This is a genomic window from Ferrimonas sp. (genome assembly GCF_048263965.1).
Taxonomy (GTDB): domain Bacteria; phylum Pseudomonadota; class Gammaproteobacteria; order Enterobacterales; family Shewanellaceae; genus Ferrimonas.
The window spans coordinates 12172-27409 of sequence record NZ_JBLXDO010000034.1; the positions used below are offsets into that span (position 1 = coordinate 12172).

Here is a 15238-nt window from a genome sequence, read left to right on the forward strand (position 1 = left end):
AAGGGGACGCACATGCGTCCCCTTTTTTATGGCTGAATCCGGATCAGAACAGCTCTTCGGTTTCCTGCTCAAACACCGGCTGCTCGCTCTGCTGAGACTCGGCGTACTCCGTCGGCTCGGTGCCGGCGATAAAGAACTCGAACATCGAGCTGTAGTCGTTGCGGCGGGAGAGCTTGCCGCTGTCCAGATCGATGCGGGCGGTGACCACCCCTTCCGGCGGTGTGCGGCTTTCGCCTGGAACCCCCTCGAGGTAGTGATACATGAACTGGTTCCAGGCGGGGCCAGCGGTCTTGGCGCCGGACTCGGCGCCGGTGATCTGACCCCGGGGACCGTAGTTGTCCCAGGCGGTGCGGCCCAGTTCGCGGCTGTGATCGTCGAAGCCCACCCAGGCGGTGGCGACGATGTCGGGGCCGAAACCAGAGAACCAGGTGTCCCTGGACTCGTTGGTGGTGCCGGTCTTGCCGCCGATGTCCCGACGCTTGATCAACTGGGAGGCCCGCCAGGCGGTGCCGTTCCAGCCGGTGCCCTTGCTCCAGTCACCGCCGCCCCAGACCACGCTGCGCAGGGTGTCTTTGATCAGGAAGGCCACCTGAGGGGAGAGGATCGCCGGCGCCAACTGTCCCTCCGGGATGGGGCAGATCGCCGCCAGGCTGTTCTCCTCGAACTCGGTCTGTTGCGCCAGAGCCTTCTGACAGTCACCACAGGCGATCCTGGGCTGGGACTGATAGAGCACCTGATCCAGGGCGGAGTCCACCCGTTCAATGATGTAGGGGTCCACCTTGAAGCCGCCATTGGCAAAGGTGGCAAAGCCTCTCACCACCTCCAGGGGGGTGGCCACGGCACTGCCCAGGGCCAGGGATTCGTTGCGGGGCAGGTCGTTGCGGCTGAAACCGAACTTTTGCAATTGGTCGATGGCACCGTCGATGCCCACATGGCGCAGGGTGCGCACCGCCATCACGTTGACCGACTGGCCCAGCCCCTTACGCACTCTGGTCGGGCCTGTGTAGACGTCCGGCGAGTTCTTCGGGCGCCAGGCAGTACCCTGACTGCGGTCCCACTGATTGATGGGGGCGTTGTTCACCAGAGTGGCCAGGGTGTAACCGTTCTCCAGGGCCGCCGAATAGATAAAGGGCTTGATGTTGGAGCCCAACTGACGTTTGGCCTGGGTCACCCGGTTGTACTGGTTGTTGCGAAAATCATAGCCACCCACCAGCGCCTGGATGGCGCCTGTGCCAGGGTGCATCGCCACCAGGGCGCTGCTCACTTCCGGCACCTGGGCCAGCGCCAGGTGGTCAGGCTGTTGCCTCACCCAGATCAGATCGCCGCGGCTGAGCACTTCATCGGCCCCCTTGATCGCCGGTCCCTGACGGGCATCGGTGATGAACTCACGCGCCCAGTTCAGCCCTTCCCAGGGGATCAGCCTGTGCTGACCGTCGCCGGTCATCACCCAGGCCTGCTTCTCCTCCACGCCGGTGACCACCGCAGGTTGCAGGTCTTCCACCGGAGTGACACTGGCCAGCTTCTCCAGGATCTGTTCCCGGGTCCAGGTGGGGTCTTCGGTCACAACGGCTTGGGGTTGTGCCGGTTCACCCTCAGTGGCCGCTTCGGCCTCGGGGGCATCAGGCACCTGCCACAGTGAGGCGATGGGGCCCCGGTAGCCGTGACGACGATCGTAGGCGTAGAGGTTATCCCGCACCGACTGCTGAGCCATGCCCTGTGCCTTGGCGCTGATGGTGGTGTACACCTTGTAGCCGCCGGTGTAGGCCTCCTCTTCGCCATAGCGCTGGACCATAAAGTCCCGCGCCATCTCGGCCACATAGGGGGCGCTCAGCTCAATCTCCGCACCATGGTAACGGGCGGTGATCGGCTCCAGCCGGGCCAGCTCAAACTCCTCTTCGGTGATGGAGCCCACCTCCAGCATCCGTCCCAGCACCACGTTGCGGCGCTTGGTGGCTCGCTGAGGGTTGCGGATGGGGTTGGCGGCAGAGGGTGCCTGGGGCAGGCCGGCGATCATCGCCATCTGGGCCAGATCCAGTTCGCCCACCTCCTTGCCGTAGTACACCTGGGCTGCGGCACCGACCCCATAGGCTCGGTTCCCCAGGAAGCTGCGGTTGAGGTAGAGCTCGAGAATCTGTTCCTTGCTCAGCAGTTGCTCAATCTTCAGGGCGAGGAAGATCTCCTTCACCTTGCGGATGTAGGTCTTCTCGCGGGTCAGGAAGAAGTTACGGGCCACCTGCATGGTGATGGTACTGGCCCCCTGAGACTTGCGTCCCGTGGTGATCAGCACCACGGCGGCGCGAACCACGCCGATGGGGTCCACCCCCTTGTGCTCGAAGAAGCGGGCATCCTCGGTGGCCAGGATGGCGTTGACCAACTGGGAAGGAACATCCTCGTAGCGGACCGGGATGCGGCGCTTTTCACCAAACTGGGAGATCAGCTTGCCGTCGACGCTGTAGATGCGCATGGGGGTCTGCAACTGCACCGTTTTCAGGCTGGCGACGTCAGGCAGGGTGGGCGCCACCCAGAAATAGAGTCCGGCGATCCCCGCCACACCCAAGAGTCCACAAACCAGGAAAATCCAGAAAATTCGCTTTAACCAGCTCACCAGCCACCTACATCAGGGTTAATTTAAGCCCACCAGTATAACGGCTCAGAGCCGATGCTCAAAAAACAACTAGAGGGAAAATCTGGGCTGGAGCTCAAAAATTCGCCGCTGTGCTACGCTCAAAGTACGCAAACGGATTTGCGAAGCAACAGGATAAACACGGATGTTCTCTCTGTTTTCTCGGTCGACCTCCTCGCTGGTGGGGGTCGACATCGGATCCACACACCTTAAGGCGGTGATGCTGCAGCAGGATGACAGCGGCTACCACCTCTCCCTGGCCCACGCCATCCCCATGGTGCCGGACAACCCTCGGGCGGCCATGACCCAACTCAGCACTCTGTTGCCCCAAGGAGCGACCCGGGCGGCGGCGGCCGTCAGTGGTGCCACGGTAATGACCAAGGTGATCACCATGGACGCCGCCCTCTCCGATGAAGAGCTGGAAACCCAGATAGAGATCGAGGCGGACAACCTGATCCCCTACCCCCTGGATGAGGTCAATCTGGACTTCGAACCCGTGGCCAATGCCCCCAAGCAAGGGCGTATGGAGGTGCTGCTAAGTGCCTGTCGACGGGAGGATGTTCAGTCGCGGGTGGACGCCCTGGCGGCGGCGGGGTTGGCAGCCGAGGTGGTGGATGTGGAGGGGTACGCCCTTGGGCGGGCCCAGGCGCTGCTGGAGAGCGATCAGCAGGGCGACCTGGCCATGGTGGAGGTGGGGGCCTGCAAAACTCTGTTGGCGATCAATCAGGATGGGGAGACCCGCTTTGTCCGCGAGGTCTCCCTGGCCAGAGGGGCAACCGAGGAGTTGCTGCCCTGGGTGGAGCAACTGGCCCAGCAGCTGCAGCGCAGCATCCAGATCTATCTGGGCGGGGCACAGGGGCGTCGGGTCGACAGAGTGGTGCTCTGCGGCCACCAGCCAGAGTCTCTGGCTCCCCTGCTGCAGCAATGCCTGGGGCTGCCTTGCGAATGTGCCCGGGTGAAATGCCTGGACGGGGTGGAGCCGACTCAACCGGCCCAGTTTCTGCTGGCGGCCGGACTGGCGATGCGGGAGGCCCCATGAGCCGCATCAACCTGTTGCCCTGGCGGGACGCCCTGCGCCAGCGCCAGAAGCGTGACTACCTGACGGCGTTGGTCCTGGCGGCTGGCGCTGCCGTCACTCTGGTGTTCCTGGTTCATCTGCTGGTCACCGCTCAGGTGGAGGCGCAACTGGTCCGCAACCACTACCTGCAGCAGCAGATCGCCATAGTCGAGGCCAGGATCCAGCAGATGAGTGAGATTGAGCAGCAGAAGAGGGAGCTGAACCAGAGGATGGGGCTGATCGTTCAGCTGCAGCAGGAACGAAACCTGCCGGTGCATCTGCTCAATGAGCTCCACCGGGTGGTGGTGCCTGGGGTGATGCTGACCCGGCTGCGCCTGGAGGGCGGCCAGCTGCACCTGTCCGGATATTGTGAGTCCAACAATCAGCTGGCGGAGCTGCTGAGGAGAATGGAGGCCTCCCCCTGGCTGATACGTCCCCGGGTTCAACGGGTGCAGGCGGCGGACCAGCAAGCGGTGCGTCGCCACAGTTTCGAGTTGACTCTGGCGATGAAACGGGAGGTGGCGGGATGACCCTGGAGGAGCTGAAATACCTGGATCTGGAGGGAATTGGCCAGTGGCCGCGGCAGGTGAAATGGGCGGTGGCACTGCTCCTGGCCCTGGTTGTGACAGGCCTGGGGGGGCACTTTCTGGTGGGGGGGGATATCAGCCAGCTCAGGGCCGAGCAGCAGCAGGAGCAGCGGCTCAAACAGGTGTTCAGGGACAAGTTCCAGTTTTCCGCCCACCTGGAGCGTCATCATCAGCAGCTGGTGCAGACCCAGCTGGCCCTGGAGGAGATGCTGGGAATGCTGCCCAAGGAGGATGAGATGCCGGGGCTTTTGGATGACATCACCTACCTGGCCACCCGAACTGATCTGAGGATCCTCAGTATCGGCTGGTTGCCGGAGCAGCCCGGTGAGCTCTACGTCACTCTGCCGCTCAAGGTGGAGCTGGCCGGCTATTACCCCCAGTTTGGGGAGTTTGCCGCCAGCCTGGCGGCCCTGCCGCGGATCGTCAATTTACAGGATCTGTCGCTGACTCGGGGAGAGTCCGAGCTGGCCATCGAGCTGGTGGCGCGAACCTACAGGCTGGCGCCGGCGTCCAGGGAGGGGCAATGAGGAACAGGATGCTGCTCAGTCTCCTGTTGCTGGCAGGCTGCGGGGACGATCTGACCGATCTGGAAGCCTATGTGCGCCAGGTCCAGGCCAACCCACCGCCCTACCAGGGGCAGTCGCCCGCCATGCCCAGCTTTCACCGGGTCAGCTATGAGCCGGGGGAGCGAGCCAGCCCCTTCGAAGATGCGGCCCGTCACAGCACCGAGGCCAGAGCAGGCCGCCCGGGGTGCCTGGGGCCGGTTCCCGGTCCGGTGCCGCCCCTGGCCCGAGTGGCGCTGGATTCGCTGTCGATGCGCGGCACCCTGATGGAGGATGAGCGACGCTGGGCCCTGATTCAGAGCAGTGACGGCCGAATTCACAGGGTCAGAGTCGGAGATCGCCTGGGGTTGTTCGGCGGCAGGGTGGACCGCATTGGCGAGGACAGCATCGAGCTGACAGAGCGGGTCGAGCAGGGGATGGGGTGTTATGTGGAGCGGCAGGCCAGCCTGAGCCTGCCACTGCCCGAGGGAGAGAATTTATGAGTCGAGCGGGTGCCTGGCTGATAGGGTTGTGGTTGCTGGCGTTGCCGGTGCAGGGGGGGGAGTTGCTGGAGGTGCGGACGTCAGACCTGCCGGGGAGTCGGCTGTCGCTGCATCTGATGTTTGACCAGCCTGGGCCGGTGCCGCAGATGGTTCTGTCTGAAGAGGGAGCCACCCTGAGCCTGTGGTTTCCCCAGAGCCAGACACAACTGACTGCCCAACCAATTCCGGTAGCGGCGCCTGAGGTGAAATCCCTGATCGTCCGCAACGAAGGGGAGGGGGTGATGGTCACCCTGGCGCTGGATCGCAGTGGCCCCTATCGAGGCCAGTGGCAGGGCAGTGACTACCTGCTCACCTTTGCCGATCGTTCCATGGTGGCCGCCGCCCTGAAGCAGGAGACGGAGCAGGCGTTGCCCCTGGCCCGGGTTGAGTCGATTCATTTTCAGCCCAGGGGGCAGGGAGGGGAGCTGCTCCTCAGCCTGGACCGTCCTGCGGGAAAGGCGCAGCTGGCGAAGCAACCCGGCCGCCTCTCCCTGACTCTGCCACACAGCCAGCTTCAGCCACAGGCGCAGCGGGTGATGGACCTGTCGGAGCTGGGCACCCTGATACGCAGTTTTGAGACCTTCAGCGAACCGATGCAGACCAGGGTGGTGTTGCAACTGGATGGGGATGTGGTCAGCAGCGAACAGCGCCGGGGAAACCAGCTGGTGCTGTCTCTGACCCCGAAAACCGTCGTTCAGGCCCCCAGAGGGTTTCGCGGCGATCGCATCTCCCTCAATTTTCAGGATGTGCCGGTGCGCAGTGTGCTGCAAATCCTGGCCGAGCATAAACAGCTCAACCTGGTGACCAGCGATTCGGTGGATGGCAACCTGACCCTGAGGCTGGACTCGGTGCCCTGGGATCAGGCCCTGGCGCTGGTGCTCAAGGTGCGCAGCCTGGCCAGCCGACGCGAGGGCAATGTGCTGCTGGTGGCCCCCGGGGAGGAACTGGCGGCCCAGAAGCAGGCGGAGCTGCAACAGCAACAGGAGGCCCAGCAACTGGCACCGCTGATCGCCCGTCACTACAAGATCAACTATGCCAAGGCAGACGACATTGCCAACCTGCTTCGCGGAGAGTCCGGCAGCAACCGCCTGCTCAGTGACCGTGGTTCCGCTACTGTGGATGAGCGCACCAACATCTTGCTGCTGCAGGATACGCCCCGGCGGCTGGAGGAGGTGCAAGCCCTGATTCAGGTGCTGGATGTGCCGGTGCGCCAGGTGGTGATCGAGTCCAGGATGGTCAATGTCCGGGACAATGTGGACAGTGAACTGGGGATCCGCTGGGGGGTCTCCTCCGGCCAGAGTGACGGCTCGGTCTCCGGCTCCATCGAAGGCAACGACAGCATCAGGCAGGGGGTGGTGCCCGCCATCGGCGATCGCCTCAACATCAATTTGCCTGCGGTGAGCAGCAACGCTTCCAGCTTCGCCTTTCAGGTGGCCAACCTGGGGGATGAGTTCATCCTCGACCTGGAGTTGTCGGCCCTGGAGGCGGAGGATAAGGGGGAGATCATCGCCAGTCCCAGATTGACCACCTCCAACCAGTACACCGCCTTTATTGAGCAGGGGGAGGAGATCCCCTATGAGGAGAGTACCTCCAGCGGCGCCACCTCCATCGCCTTCAAGAAGGCGGTGCTCAGCCTGACGGTGACACCCCGAATCACCTCCGACGACAAGGTGGTGTTGGACCTGCTGGTGACTCAGGACACCCGAGGTCGGGAGAGCTCCAGCGGCGAGGTGGGGATCAATACCCAGAGGATCTCCACCCAGGTGCTGGCAAAAAATGGCGAAACCGTGGTCCTGGGCGGGATTTTTCAGCAACAGGAGCTGAAGACGGTCAGCAAGGTTCCGGTGCTGGGAGACATCCCCTATGCGGGCTGGTTGTTCCGCAATACCCGCAATACCGCCATCAAGTCAGAGCTGCTGATCTTCGTCACTCCGAGGATAGTAGTGGAGAGCTTTTAACCTGAGCCGCCACCATAGCGGGCACCTCTATTGCCTTCACCGGGCCTTCCTTGCGATAATCGTCCACCAAATTTATGTCACAGTGGTGTTTTAAAGCCATCTGCTGATGGTCGACTAATTGAAGATTTGAGTATTTAGACGTAGAAAATGGCTGAAAAAAGAAACATTTTCCTTGTGGGACCCATGGGTGCAGGCAAGAGTACTATTGGCCGTCACCTGGCCGGAATGCTGCATCTGGACTTCTATGACTCCGATCAGGAGATCGAGGCACGCAGTGGCGCCGACATCGCCTGGGTGTTCGATGTAGAAGGCGAAGAGGGCTTCCGCGTCCGTGAAGCGCGTGTTATCGAAGAGCTAACCGAGAAGCAGGGCATCGTCCTGGCGACCGGTGGCGGCTCCGTAAACAGTAAGGAAATCCGCAACCGCCTGTCCGCCCGTGGTATTGTGGTCTATCTGGAGACCACCATCGACAAGCAGGTTGCCCGTACCCAGCGTGATAAGCGCCGTCCTCTGCTGCAAGTGGACGATCCACGTCAGGTGCTGGAAGATCTGGCGGAAGAGCGCAACCCCCTGTACCAGGAGATTGCCGACATCGTAATCCGCACCGATGACCAGAGTGCCAAGGTGGTGGCCAGCCAGATCGTAGAGAAGCTCGGCTTCTAAGGTTTGCTTATTTCGGGGGATGCATGGAACAGATTCAGGTTGACCTGGGGGCGCGTAGCTACCCCATTATGATCGCCGAGGGGGTGCTGACTCAGCCCGCCCTGTTCCAGCCCTACGTCGAAGGCCGCCGTCTGCTGGTGGTCAGCAACGATGTAGTGGGTCCCCTCTACCTTGCTGCCCTGACCGAGACCCTTGGTCAGGCCGGTGCCCAGGTTGAGTCTCTGGTGCTGCCCGATGGTGAGCAGCACAAGAATCTGGAGCACCTCAACGCCATATTTACCCGCCTGCTTGAGGCCAACTTTGGTCGGGACACCCTGTTGGTGGCCCTGGGGGGCGGAGTGATCGGTGATATGGTGGGCTTTGCCGCCGCCTGTTACCAGCGAGGCGTCCCTTTCCTGCAGGTGCCTACTACCCTGCTGTCTCAGGTGGACTCCTCTGTGGGTGGCAAGACCGCCATCAACCATCCCCTCGCCAAGAACATGATTGGCGCCTTCCACCAGCCCCAGGCGGTGTTTATCGATACCCGGTGCCTCTCCACCCTGCCGGCACGGGAGTTTGCTGCCGGAATGGCGGAGGTGATCAAGTACGGCATCATCTGGGACAAACCCTTCTTCGATGAGCTGGAGCAGAATGCGGACGCCCTGCGTGCCCTGGCTCCGGCTCAGATTGCCCGCATCATCGCCCGCTGCTGCGAAGTCAAAGCTGAGGTGGTGGCCGAGGATGAGACCGAGCGCGGAGTTCGTGCCCTGCTCAATCTGGGGCACACCTTTGGCCATGCCATTGAAGCGGATCAGGGCTATGGCGTCTGGCTGCACGGCGAGGCGGTGGCTGCCGGAACCGTTATGGCCGCCCGGCTGGCTTACAGTCGCCATCAGATGACCGCCGAGGAGTTGGAACGGATCATCGCCATCCACCAGGCCTATGGCCTGCCGGTGGAGCCCCCTGCTGAGATGACCCTGGAGCGTTTCCTGGCTCCCATGCAGAAGGACAAGAAGGTGGTGGCGGGAACCCTGAGATTCGTGCTGCCCCGCCATATTGGTCAGGCGGAGCTGGTGGCGGATGTGACCCGGGACGAACTTGCCGCCCTTATCGCCGCCGATGAGTGATACCGCCCCCTCTCTGCTTCACAGCCAGCAAGTGCTGCTGGAGCGACTGAAGTACCTGATTGAATACGGTGATCATGCCATCTTGCTTCATGGCAAGCCGGGTGTGGGCAAGAGCACCCTGGCGCAGGCGTTGCTGGGCACCAGCGAAGGCTTCAACCAGGGGATGGTGCTCTGTCCTGCCCAGGCGGATCCCGCCCAGTTGCGGGTGGATATCCTCCATCAGCTGTTTACCGATCCCCTGTTTGATCCCCATGAACCGCTGATCGACAGTTTCGAACGTCTGCTGAAAGAGAGCGAGCAGCGGCTGCTGCTGGTGATCGATGATGCCCACTGCCTGCCCCAGGTGATCCTGGCGGAGTTGCTGGCGATGCTGCTGGAGCAGGGAGAGCGAAGCTGGCGACTGACCCTGGTTCTGGTCTCCCGACCCAAGTTGGTGCAACACCTGCTGGCGGAGCTGCCGACCGACTGTCAGCAGCATCTGCTGCCGGTTACCATAGAGCCCCTCTCACTGAGTGAGCAGAAACAGCTCTACCGGGCCCTGACGGCAGATCGCCCCCTGTCCCGTTTTATCAATCAGTTGGGCATCGAGCCCCTGTTGCAGAAATCCGATGGCACGGCCCAGGCGGTGGTGGATCTGGTGACGGGCAAGGGGGAGGAGACCCCGGCCAAGGCTGGGCTGTTGCGCCATCGAAACCTGATCCTGACCCTGCTGGGTGTGGTGGGGGCCCTGGCGGTGTGGATCGCCGTGGACCCTCTGGGGCCTGAACTGCAGCAGGATCCCAAGGGGCGTTCCGACAGCGTGCGCCTGGTGGAAGTGGCGCCAGGGCTGACCGAGCCGGAACCGGCCCAGCCGCAGGCGGTGGCCGAGGCTCAGCCGGTTTCGCCACAGGACGATGGCGAGGAGCTGGGGCTGGCCGGCGAATGGCAGGCGATCAGCACGCCTCAACCCAAGCCAGAGGATCCTCTGCTGCAATCGGCCCGGGAGGGGCTGGTGGATCTGGAGCAGCAGCTGGCGGCCAAACAGGCGGCGGACAATCCACCGCAACAGCAGCAGTCAGAGCCCCAGGCTGAGCCAACAGAGCCTCAGCCTGAGCGTAAAACCAGGTCGGCAGCTGAAGTGAAACCTGTCCCCCTGGCTGAGCAGCCCCTGATGGCGCGCCCCGGTGACAGCTACACCCTGCAGCTGGCGGTCTACTCCTACCCCAACCTGGCGGCGCAGTATCTGAAGCAACTGCCTCTGAAGCAGGGTCTGGCCCTCTACGTCAACAACCGTCAGCCCCGTCCCTGGCACGTGGTGGTCTACGGCGGTTTTGAGAACAAGGCGGCGGCCCAGGCGGCGGTCTCCACCCTGCCGGAAGCGGTCCGAAACAACAGTCCCTATGTCAAACCGATGCAAGACGTGCAAAAGGAGTTGGTAGAGCAACTCGATTTAGCTGCGTTTTTATCGGAGTGACGGTAGAATCCAATCTTTTCCACGGTGGTCGGCGAGCCAATGACAAAGAAAACAAGGGCTTTTTTGAAATGGGCAGGGGGCAAGTTTGCCCTGGTCGAGGAGATCGCCCGCCGTCTGCCGGACGCCGACAGGCTGGTTGAGCCCTTTGTGGGGGCCGGCTCGGTCTTCATCAACACGGACTACCCCTCCTATCTACTGAGCGACATCAACCCGGATCTGATCAACCTGTATCAGACCCTCAAGCATGATGCGGACCACTACATCTGTGAGTCCAGGAAGATGTTTGTGCCCGAGTGGAATGACAAGGAGGCCTACTACAAGGCCCGCCAGAGGTTTAACGACACCAACGATCAGTTCGAGCGGGCGGTGCTGTTTCTCTATCTGAACCGTCATGGATACAACGGCCTGTGTCGCTACAACAAGAAGGGGGGCTTTAATGTGCCCTTCGGCTCCTACAAGCGCCCCTACTTCCCCCAGAAGGAGATGGAGTTCTTCGCTGAAAAAGCCCAGCGTGCCACCTTCCTGTGCGCCGATTACCACACCACCTTTGCCCAGGTTCAGGCCGGGGACGCGGTCTACTGCGATCCCCCGTATCTGCCCCTCTCCAGTACCGCCAGTTTCACCAGCTATGCCAGTGGCGGCTTCAATATGGAAGCCCAGCATGCCCTGGCCGAGTGCGCCAGAGAGGCGGCGGCCAAAGGCGCCAGCGTTCTGATCAGCAACCACGACACCCAGGATGCCCGGGAGATCTACCACCAGGCGGATCGTCAGGAGTTTCTGATGGTGAAGCGCACCATCAGTCAGAAGGGCAATGGTCGCAAGAAGGTCAATGAGATCTTTGCCGGCTATGGCGCCAGTCGCTGACCTGTCAGCCAGCCAGGACCCAGTTCACCAGGGCGATCAGCCCAAGCACAAACAGACCCACCAGCACGATACCGGTCAGGATAAAGGGTAGGGGAGAGGCGTGACTGAAGTCCCGTTGGCGATTGGCTTCACTCTGAACACCGAACAGGGCCGCCAGGACACTGGCGACCACCTTCATCGGGCTCACTGCTGATCCATAAAGGCGTTTTGTTTCTCCTGCTTGTCATCGTGGGTGGCACGATACAGCAGTTCCAGAAGATCGATGAAGTGATACTGGCTTGAGCCACTGCTGCCCACCAGCCAGGTGCGCCACTTGATGGAGGCGATTTCGGTGTGATCGCAGTCTAAGCCGCACTGATGAAGATTCCAGGCAACCGTACCTCCCAGGGGAAGGGACAGGGCCAACGCGAACAGCCAAATTTTCCTTTTTTTCAGCATGATGACGTATTCCTGGAACACACAAGTTTCCTGAGTATAACAGTGCGATGAGAAATTGAACAGCCCCGCAACAGGCGGGGCTGTGATCCTCGTCACTGAGGCTAAGCGCCTCGCCTTTAGAAGTAGACGGACACACCCACCAGGTAGGTCTCATCTTCCTCTTCGTGATGGGCGATGCCGCCGTAGAGGTCGATGTTGTCGTTGAGGCTATAGTTCAGTGTGGCCATCAGGTCGTAGGCGCCGTCACCCTGGTCGGGCTCGGCGTAGCCGCCGTGCAGGCTCAGGGTCAGGGGCTCAGTCAGGCTGATGTCGTAGTTGGCTTCGCCATACCAGGACTCCAGAGTCTGGTCATAGTGCAGGGCGGTGCCGATGCCGTAGAGGTCTAGAGCGACGTGCCACTCGGTAGTGTGGCCGCCGACATCGGCGTAGTAGTAGCGCACACCGCCAATGTCGACGCTGACGTCGTCACTCAGGTTGAAGCTGTAACCGGCGTACCAGTCCACTTCGACCTCGGTGTCGCCGCCGTCATCGTAGCTAGAAGCCCAGATGCCTGCGTAGAGACCGCTGTTGTGGGCATAGTCCACACCGCCCTGGATCGCAGGATCTTCATCGGACAGGGTGACGCCACGGAAGATGTAGTTGCTCACCAGGCTGGCGTTGAAGCTCACCTCATGGCCACCTTCAAACTCAACGGCGGATACGGAAGTGGTAGCCAGAACCAGAGCGGCAATGGCGGAAGTTTTGATCAGAGTTTTCATGTGTCCAGACCCTTATTAATTAACCGGCGGATTTTGCCATAAAAAACGTAAAAAGGAGTCGGACCTGGGGGTCTTTTTGAAACTAATCACTTTTGGCGCCCTTGGCAAGGTATTTGCCGCTTGGGTCCCGTCCCCATAGGGGCTAAAATATGCGCCAGTTATCTGACTATACCGAATAAGGAATGGTGATGAGCAAGTTTCTGATTGCGCCCTCTATCCTCTCCGCCGATTTCGCCCGCCTGGGTGAAGAGGTGGAAAATGTCCTGGCCGCCGGTGCCGACGTGGTCCACTTTGATGTGATGGACAACCACTATGTGCCCAACCTGACCATTGGCCCCATGGTGTGCCAGGCCCTGCGTGACTATGGCATCCAGGCCCCCATTGATGTGCACCTGATGGTAAAACCGGTGGATCGTATCATCCCCGACTTTGCCAAGGCCGGTGCCTCCATCATCACTTTCCACCCAGAGGCGTCCGAGCACGTGGATCGCTCCCTGCAGCTGATCAAGGCCCACGGTTGTCAGGCTGGCCTGGTGTTCAACCCGGCAACTCCGCTGCACTACCTGGACTACGTGATGGATAAGGTGGATGTGATCCTGCTGATGAGCGTTAACCCGGGCTTTGGCGGCCAGTCCTTCATCCCCGCCACCCTGGATAAGATCCGCGAAGTGCGCCGCCGCATCGACGCCAGTGGCCGCGATATCCGTCTGGAGATCGACGGTGGCGTTAAGGTGGACAACATCGCCGAGATCGCCGAAGCCGGTGCCGACATGTTTGTGGCTGGCTCCGCCATCTTCGCCAAGGAAGACTACAAGGCGGAGATCGACAAGATGCGCGCCGAGCTGGCTAAGGTTGCCGGCTAATGAGCGATCTCTCCGCCATTCGCGCCATCGCCTTCGACTTGGACGGTACCCTGGTAGACAGTGTGCCGGACCTGGCGGTGGCCTGTGACCGCGCCCTGAAGCAGCTGGGCCATGCCGGCTGTGACGAAGCCCAGGTGCGCAACTGGGTGGGCAATGGTGCCCGGGTGCTGATGCAGCGGGCCCTGGCCTCTGTGGGCATCGACGCCGACGAGGCTCAGTCCGACGACGCCCTGGCCGCCTTTCAGCATCAGTATCGGCAACATTTGAGCGGCGGCAGTCGCCTTTACCCCGGCGTGTCTGATACCTTAGCCTGTCTGGCCCGGCGCGGTTACCGAATGGCGGTGATCACCAACAAGCCCATGGAGTTTGTTCCCGGGCTGCTTAAGGCCCTGGAGATCGACGGTTACTTCGACCACTGTTTCGGTGGCGACTCCCTGGGCGAGAAGAAGCCGTCGCCCCTGCCCCTGAACCATGTGCTGGGCCTGTGGCAACTGGCCCCGGAGCATATGCTGATGGTGGGGGACAGCCGTAACGACATCCAGGCTGCCCAGGCCGCCGGCGTGGCCAGTGTTGGCCTGAGCTACGGCTACAACTATGGTGAGGATATCCGTGACAGCGGCCCAACCCTGGCCATGGACCATTTTGAAACCCTGCTGGCGCACCTGCCGGCACTGAACCAAGAAGAGACCACAGAACATGAGTAAACCTGTAGTATTGAGCGGCGCCCAGCCCTCCGGCGAACTGACCATCGGCAACTACATGGGTGCCCTGCGCCAGTGGGTCAAGCTGCAGGAAACCCATGACTGTCTGTTCTGCATCGTGGACCAGCACGCCATTACCGTGCGTCAGGATCCCGAAGCCCTGCGCAAGGCCTGCCTGGACACCCTGGCCCTCTACCTGGCGGTGGGGATCGATCCGGAAAAGAGCACCGTATTCGTTCAGTCTCACGTGCCTGAGCACGCGCAGCTGGCCTGGGTACTCAACTGCTACACCCAGATGGGTGAGCTGAACCGCATGACCCAGTTCAAGGACAAGTCCCAGAAGCACGCCAGCAACATCAACGTGGGCCTGTTCAGCTACCCCACCCTGATGGCGGCGGACATCCTGCTCTATCAGGCCGATGAGATCCCCGTGGGCAGCGATCAGAAGCAGCACCTGGAACTGACCCGGGACATCGCCACCCGCTTCAACAACGTGCATGGCGACATCTTCACCGTGCCCGAGCCCTTCATCCCGCCCGTGGGCGCCCGGGTGATGAGCCTGCAGGACCCCACCAAGAAGATGTCCAAGTCCGACGACAACAACGCCAACGTCATCGGTTTGCTGGAAGATCCCAAGAAGGTCACCAAGAAGATCAAGCGTGCGGTCACCGACTCCGACGAGCCGCCAGTGGTGCGTTTCGACGTGGAGAACAAGCCCGGCGTCTCCAACCTGCTGAGCATCCTCTCCGGCGCGTCCGGCAAGAGCTTCGAGGAGCTGGAGAAGGAGTTTGAGGACAAGATGTACGGCCACCTGAAGGGCGCCACCGCCGACGCCGTGGTGGCGATGCTGGAGCCGCTGCAGGAGCGTTACAACACCATTCGCAACGACCAGGAGTACCTGGAGAAGGTGATGCGTGACGGTGCCGCCGAGGCGCGCAAGCGTGCCGCCAAGACCCTGAAGCAGGTCTACCAGGCGGTCGGTTTCCCTGTTCTCTAAGAGCAGAGTTGACCCGTCCTAAAATACGTTGACGGTTTTTGACTAAGCCAGTTGTCAGTGACAACTGGCTTTTCTATGCACCTCTT

General features: G+C 61.6%; 16 protein-coding genes. 12 read left to right on the top strand and 4 right to left on the bottom strand.

Features of this window, described 5'->3' with window-relative positions; genetic code table 11:
* Positions 1 to 43 precede the first annotated feature (43 nt).
* Positions 44 to 2605 carry a penicillin-binding protein 1A gene (locus ACN0RV_RS18955; protein WP_417350103.1) on the bottom strand — a complete coding sequence of 854 codons (2562 nt, stop codon included), beginning with the start codon at positions 2603 to 2605 and terminating at the stop codon, positions 44 to 46.
* Positions 2606 to 2768: 163 nt separating this feature from the next.
* Between ACN0RV_RS18955 and pilM the strand changes: the two genes are divergently transcribed.
* From pilM to ACN0RV_RS19000, 9 genes are all read left to right on the top strand, one after another.
* Complete coding sequence (gene pilM, locus ACN0RV_RS18960; RefSeq protein WP_417350104.1) at positions 2769 to 3662, top strand: type IV pilus assembly protein PilM; 894 nt, start codon at positions 2769 to 2771, stop codon at positions 3660 to 3662.
* Positions 3659 to 4210 (top strand): PilN domain-containing protein, encoded by a 552-nt coding sequence (locus tag ACN0RV_RS18965; protein WP_417350105.1) that lies wholly within the window; start codon positions 3659 to 3661, stop codon positions 4208 to 4210. The genes pilM and ACN0RV_RS18965 overlap by 4 nt, the downstream gene beginning before the upstream one ends.
* Positions 4207 to 4794: a type 4a pilus biogenesis protein PilO gene (locus tag ACN0RV_RS18970; protein WP_417350106.1), complete on the top strand. Its 588-nt coding sequence runs from the start codon at positions 4207 to 4209 to the stop codon at positions 4792 to 4794. The genes ACN0RV_RS18965 and ACN0RV_RS18970 overlap by 4 nt, the downstream gene beginning before the upstream one ends.
* A gap of 8 nt (positions 4795 to 4802) precedes the next feature.
* Positions 4803 to 5312 carry a pilus assembly protein PilP gene (locus ACN0RV_RS18975; protein ID WP_417350107.1) on the top strand — a complete coding sequence of 170 codons (510 nt, stop codon included), beginning with the start codon at positions 4803 to 4805 and terminating at the stop codon, positions 5310 to 5312.
* Positions 5309 to 7309, top strand: coding sequence for a type IV pilus secretin PilQ (locus tag ACN0RV_RS18980; RefSeq protein ID WP_417350108.1), 2001 nt, complete (start codon positions 5309 to 5311; stop codon positions 7307 to 7309). The genes ACN0RV_RS18975 and ACN0RV_RS18980 overlap by 4 nt, the downstream gene beginning before the upstream one ends.
* A gap of 147 nt (positions 7310 to 7456) precedes the next feature.
* A complete protein-coding gene (gene aroK / locus ACN0RV_RS18985; RefSeq protein WP_028109656.1) occupies positions 7457 to 7972 on the top strand; it encodes a shikimate kinase AroK in 516 nt (171 codons plus the stop codon).
* A gap of 23 nt (positions 7973 to 7995) precedes the next feature.
* Positions 7996 to 9078, top strand: a complete 1083-nt coding sequence (aroB, locus tag ACN0RV_RS18990) for a 3-dehydroquinate synthase (RefSeq protein ID WP_417350109.1) — start codon at positions 7996 to 7998, stop codon at positions 9076 to 9078.
* Complete coding sequence (locus tag ACN0RV_RS18995) at positions 9071 to 10531, top strand: SPOR domain-containing protein (RefSeq protein WP_417350110.1); 1461 nt, start codon at positions 9071 to 9073, stop codon at positions 10529 to 10531. The genes aroB and ACN0RV_RS18995 overlap by 8 nt, the downstream gene beginning before the upstream one ends.
* Before the next feature lie 39 nt (positions 10532 to 10570).
* Positions 10571 to 11395, top strand: coding sequence for a Dam family site-specific DNA-(adenine-N6)-methyltransferase (locus tag ACN0RV_RS19000; RefSeq protein ID WP_417350111.1), 825 nt, complete (start codon positions 10571 to 10573; stop codon positions 11393 to 11395).
* A gap of 4 nt (positions 11396 to 11399) precedes the next feature.
* On the opposite strand, the gene ACN0RV_RS19005 is transcribed toward ACN0RV_RS19000, so the two are convergent.
* The 3 genes from ACN0RV_RS19005 to ACN0RV_RS19015 form a co-directional block, all read right to left on the bottom strand.
* The gene (locus ACN0RV_RS19005; RefSeq protein ID WP_417350116.1) at positions 11400 to 11573 is read right to left on the bottom strand and encodes a DUF2970 domain-containing protein; all 174 of its coding nucleotides are present in this window, start codon (positions 11571 to 11573) and stop codon (positions 11400 to 11402) included.
* A 5-nt stretch (positions 11574 to 11578) separates the two neighbouring features.
* On the bottom strand, positions 11579 to 11833 hold the full coding sequence (locus tag ACN0RV_RS19010) for a hypothetical protein (protein WP_035385346.1): 255 nt from the start codon (positions 11831 to 11833) through the stop codon (positions 11579 to 11581).
* A gap of 116 nt (positions 11834 to 11949) precedes the next feature.
* The gene (locus ACN0RV_RS19015; RefSeq protein WP_417350112.1) at positions 11950 to 12591 is read right to left on the bottom strand and encodes a TorF family putative porin; all 642 of its coding nucleotides are present in this window, start codon (positions 12589 to 12591) and stop codon (positions 11950 to 11952) included.
* 188 nt (positions 12592 to 12779) lie between these two features.
* Here ACN0RV_RS19015 and rpe point away from each other — a divergent pair, with 188 nt between their 5' ends.
* From rpe to trpS, 3 genes are read left to right on the top strand one after another with little or no spacing between them, the layout of a single operon-like run.
* Positions 12780 to 13454, top strand: a complete 675-nt coding sequence (gene rpe / locus ACN0RV_RS19020; protein WP_417350113.1) for a ribulose-phosphate 3-epimerase — start codon at positions 12780 to 12782, stop codon at positions 13452 to 13454.
* A complete protein-coding gene (locus ACN0RV_RS19025; protein ID WP_417350114.1) occupies positions 13454 to 14158 on the top strand; it encodes a phosphoglycolate phosphatase in 705 nt (234 codons plus the stop codon). Before rpe ends, ACN0RV_RS19025 begins: the two co-directional genes overlap by 1 nt.
* A complete protein-coding gene (gene trpS / locus ACN0RV_RS19030; RefSeq protein WP_417350115.1) occupies positions 14151 to 15152 on the top strand; it encodes a tryptophan--tRNA ligase in 1002 nt (333 codons plus the stop codon). Before ACN0RV_RS19025 ends, trpS begins: the two co-directional genes overlap by 8 nt.
* Positions 15153 to 15238 lie beyond the last annotated feature (86 nt).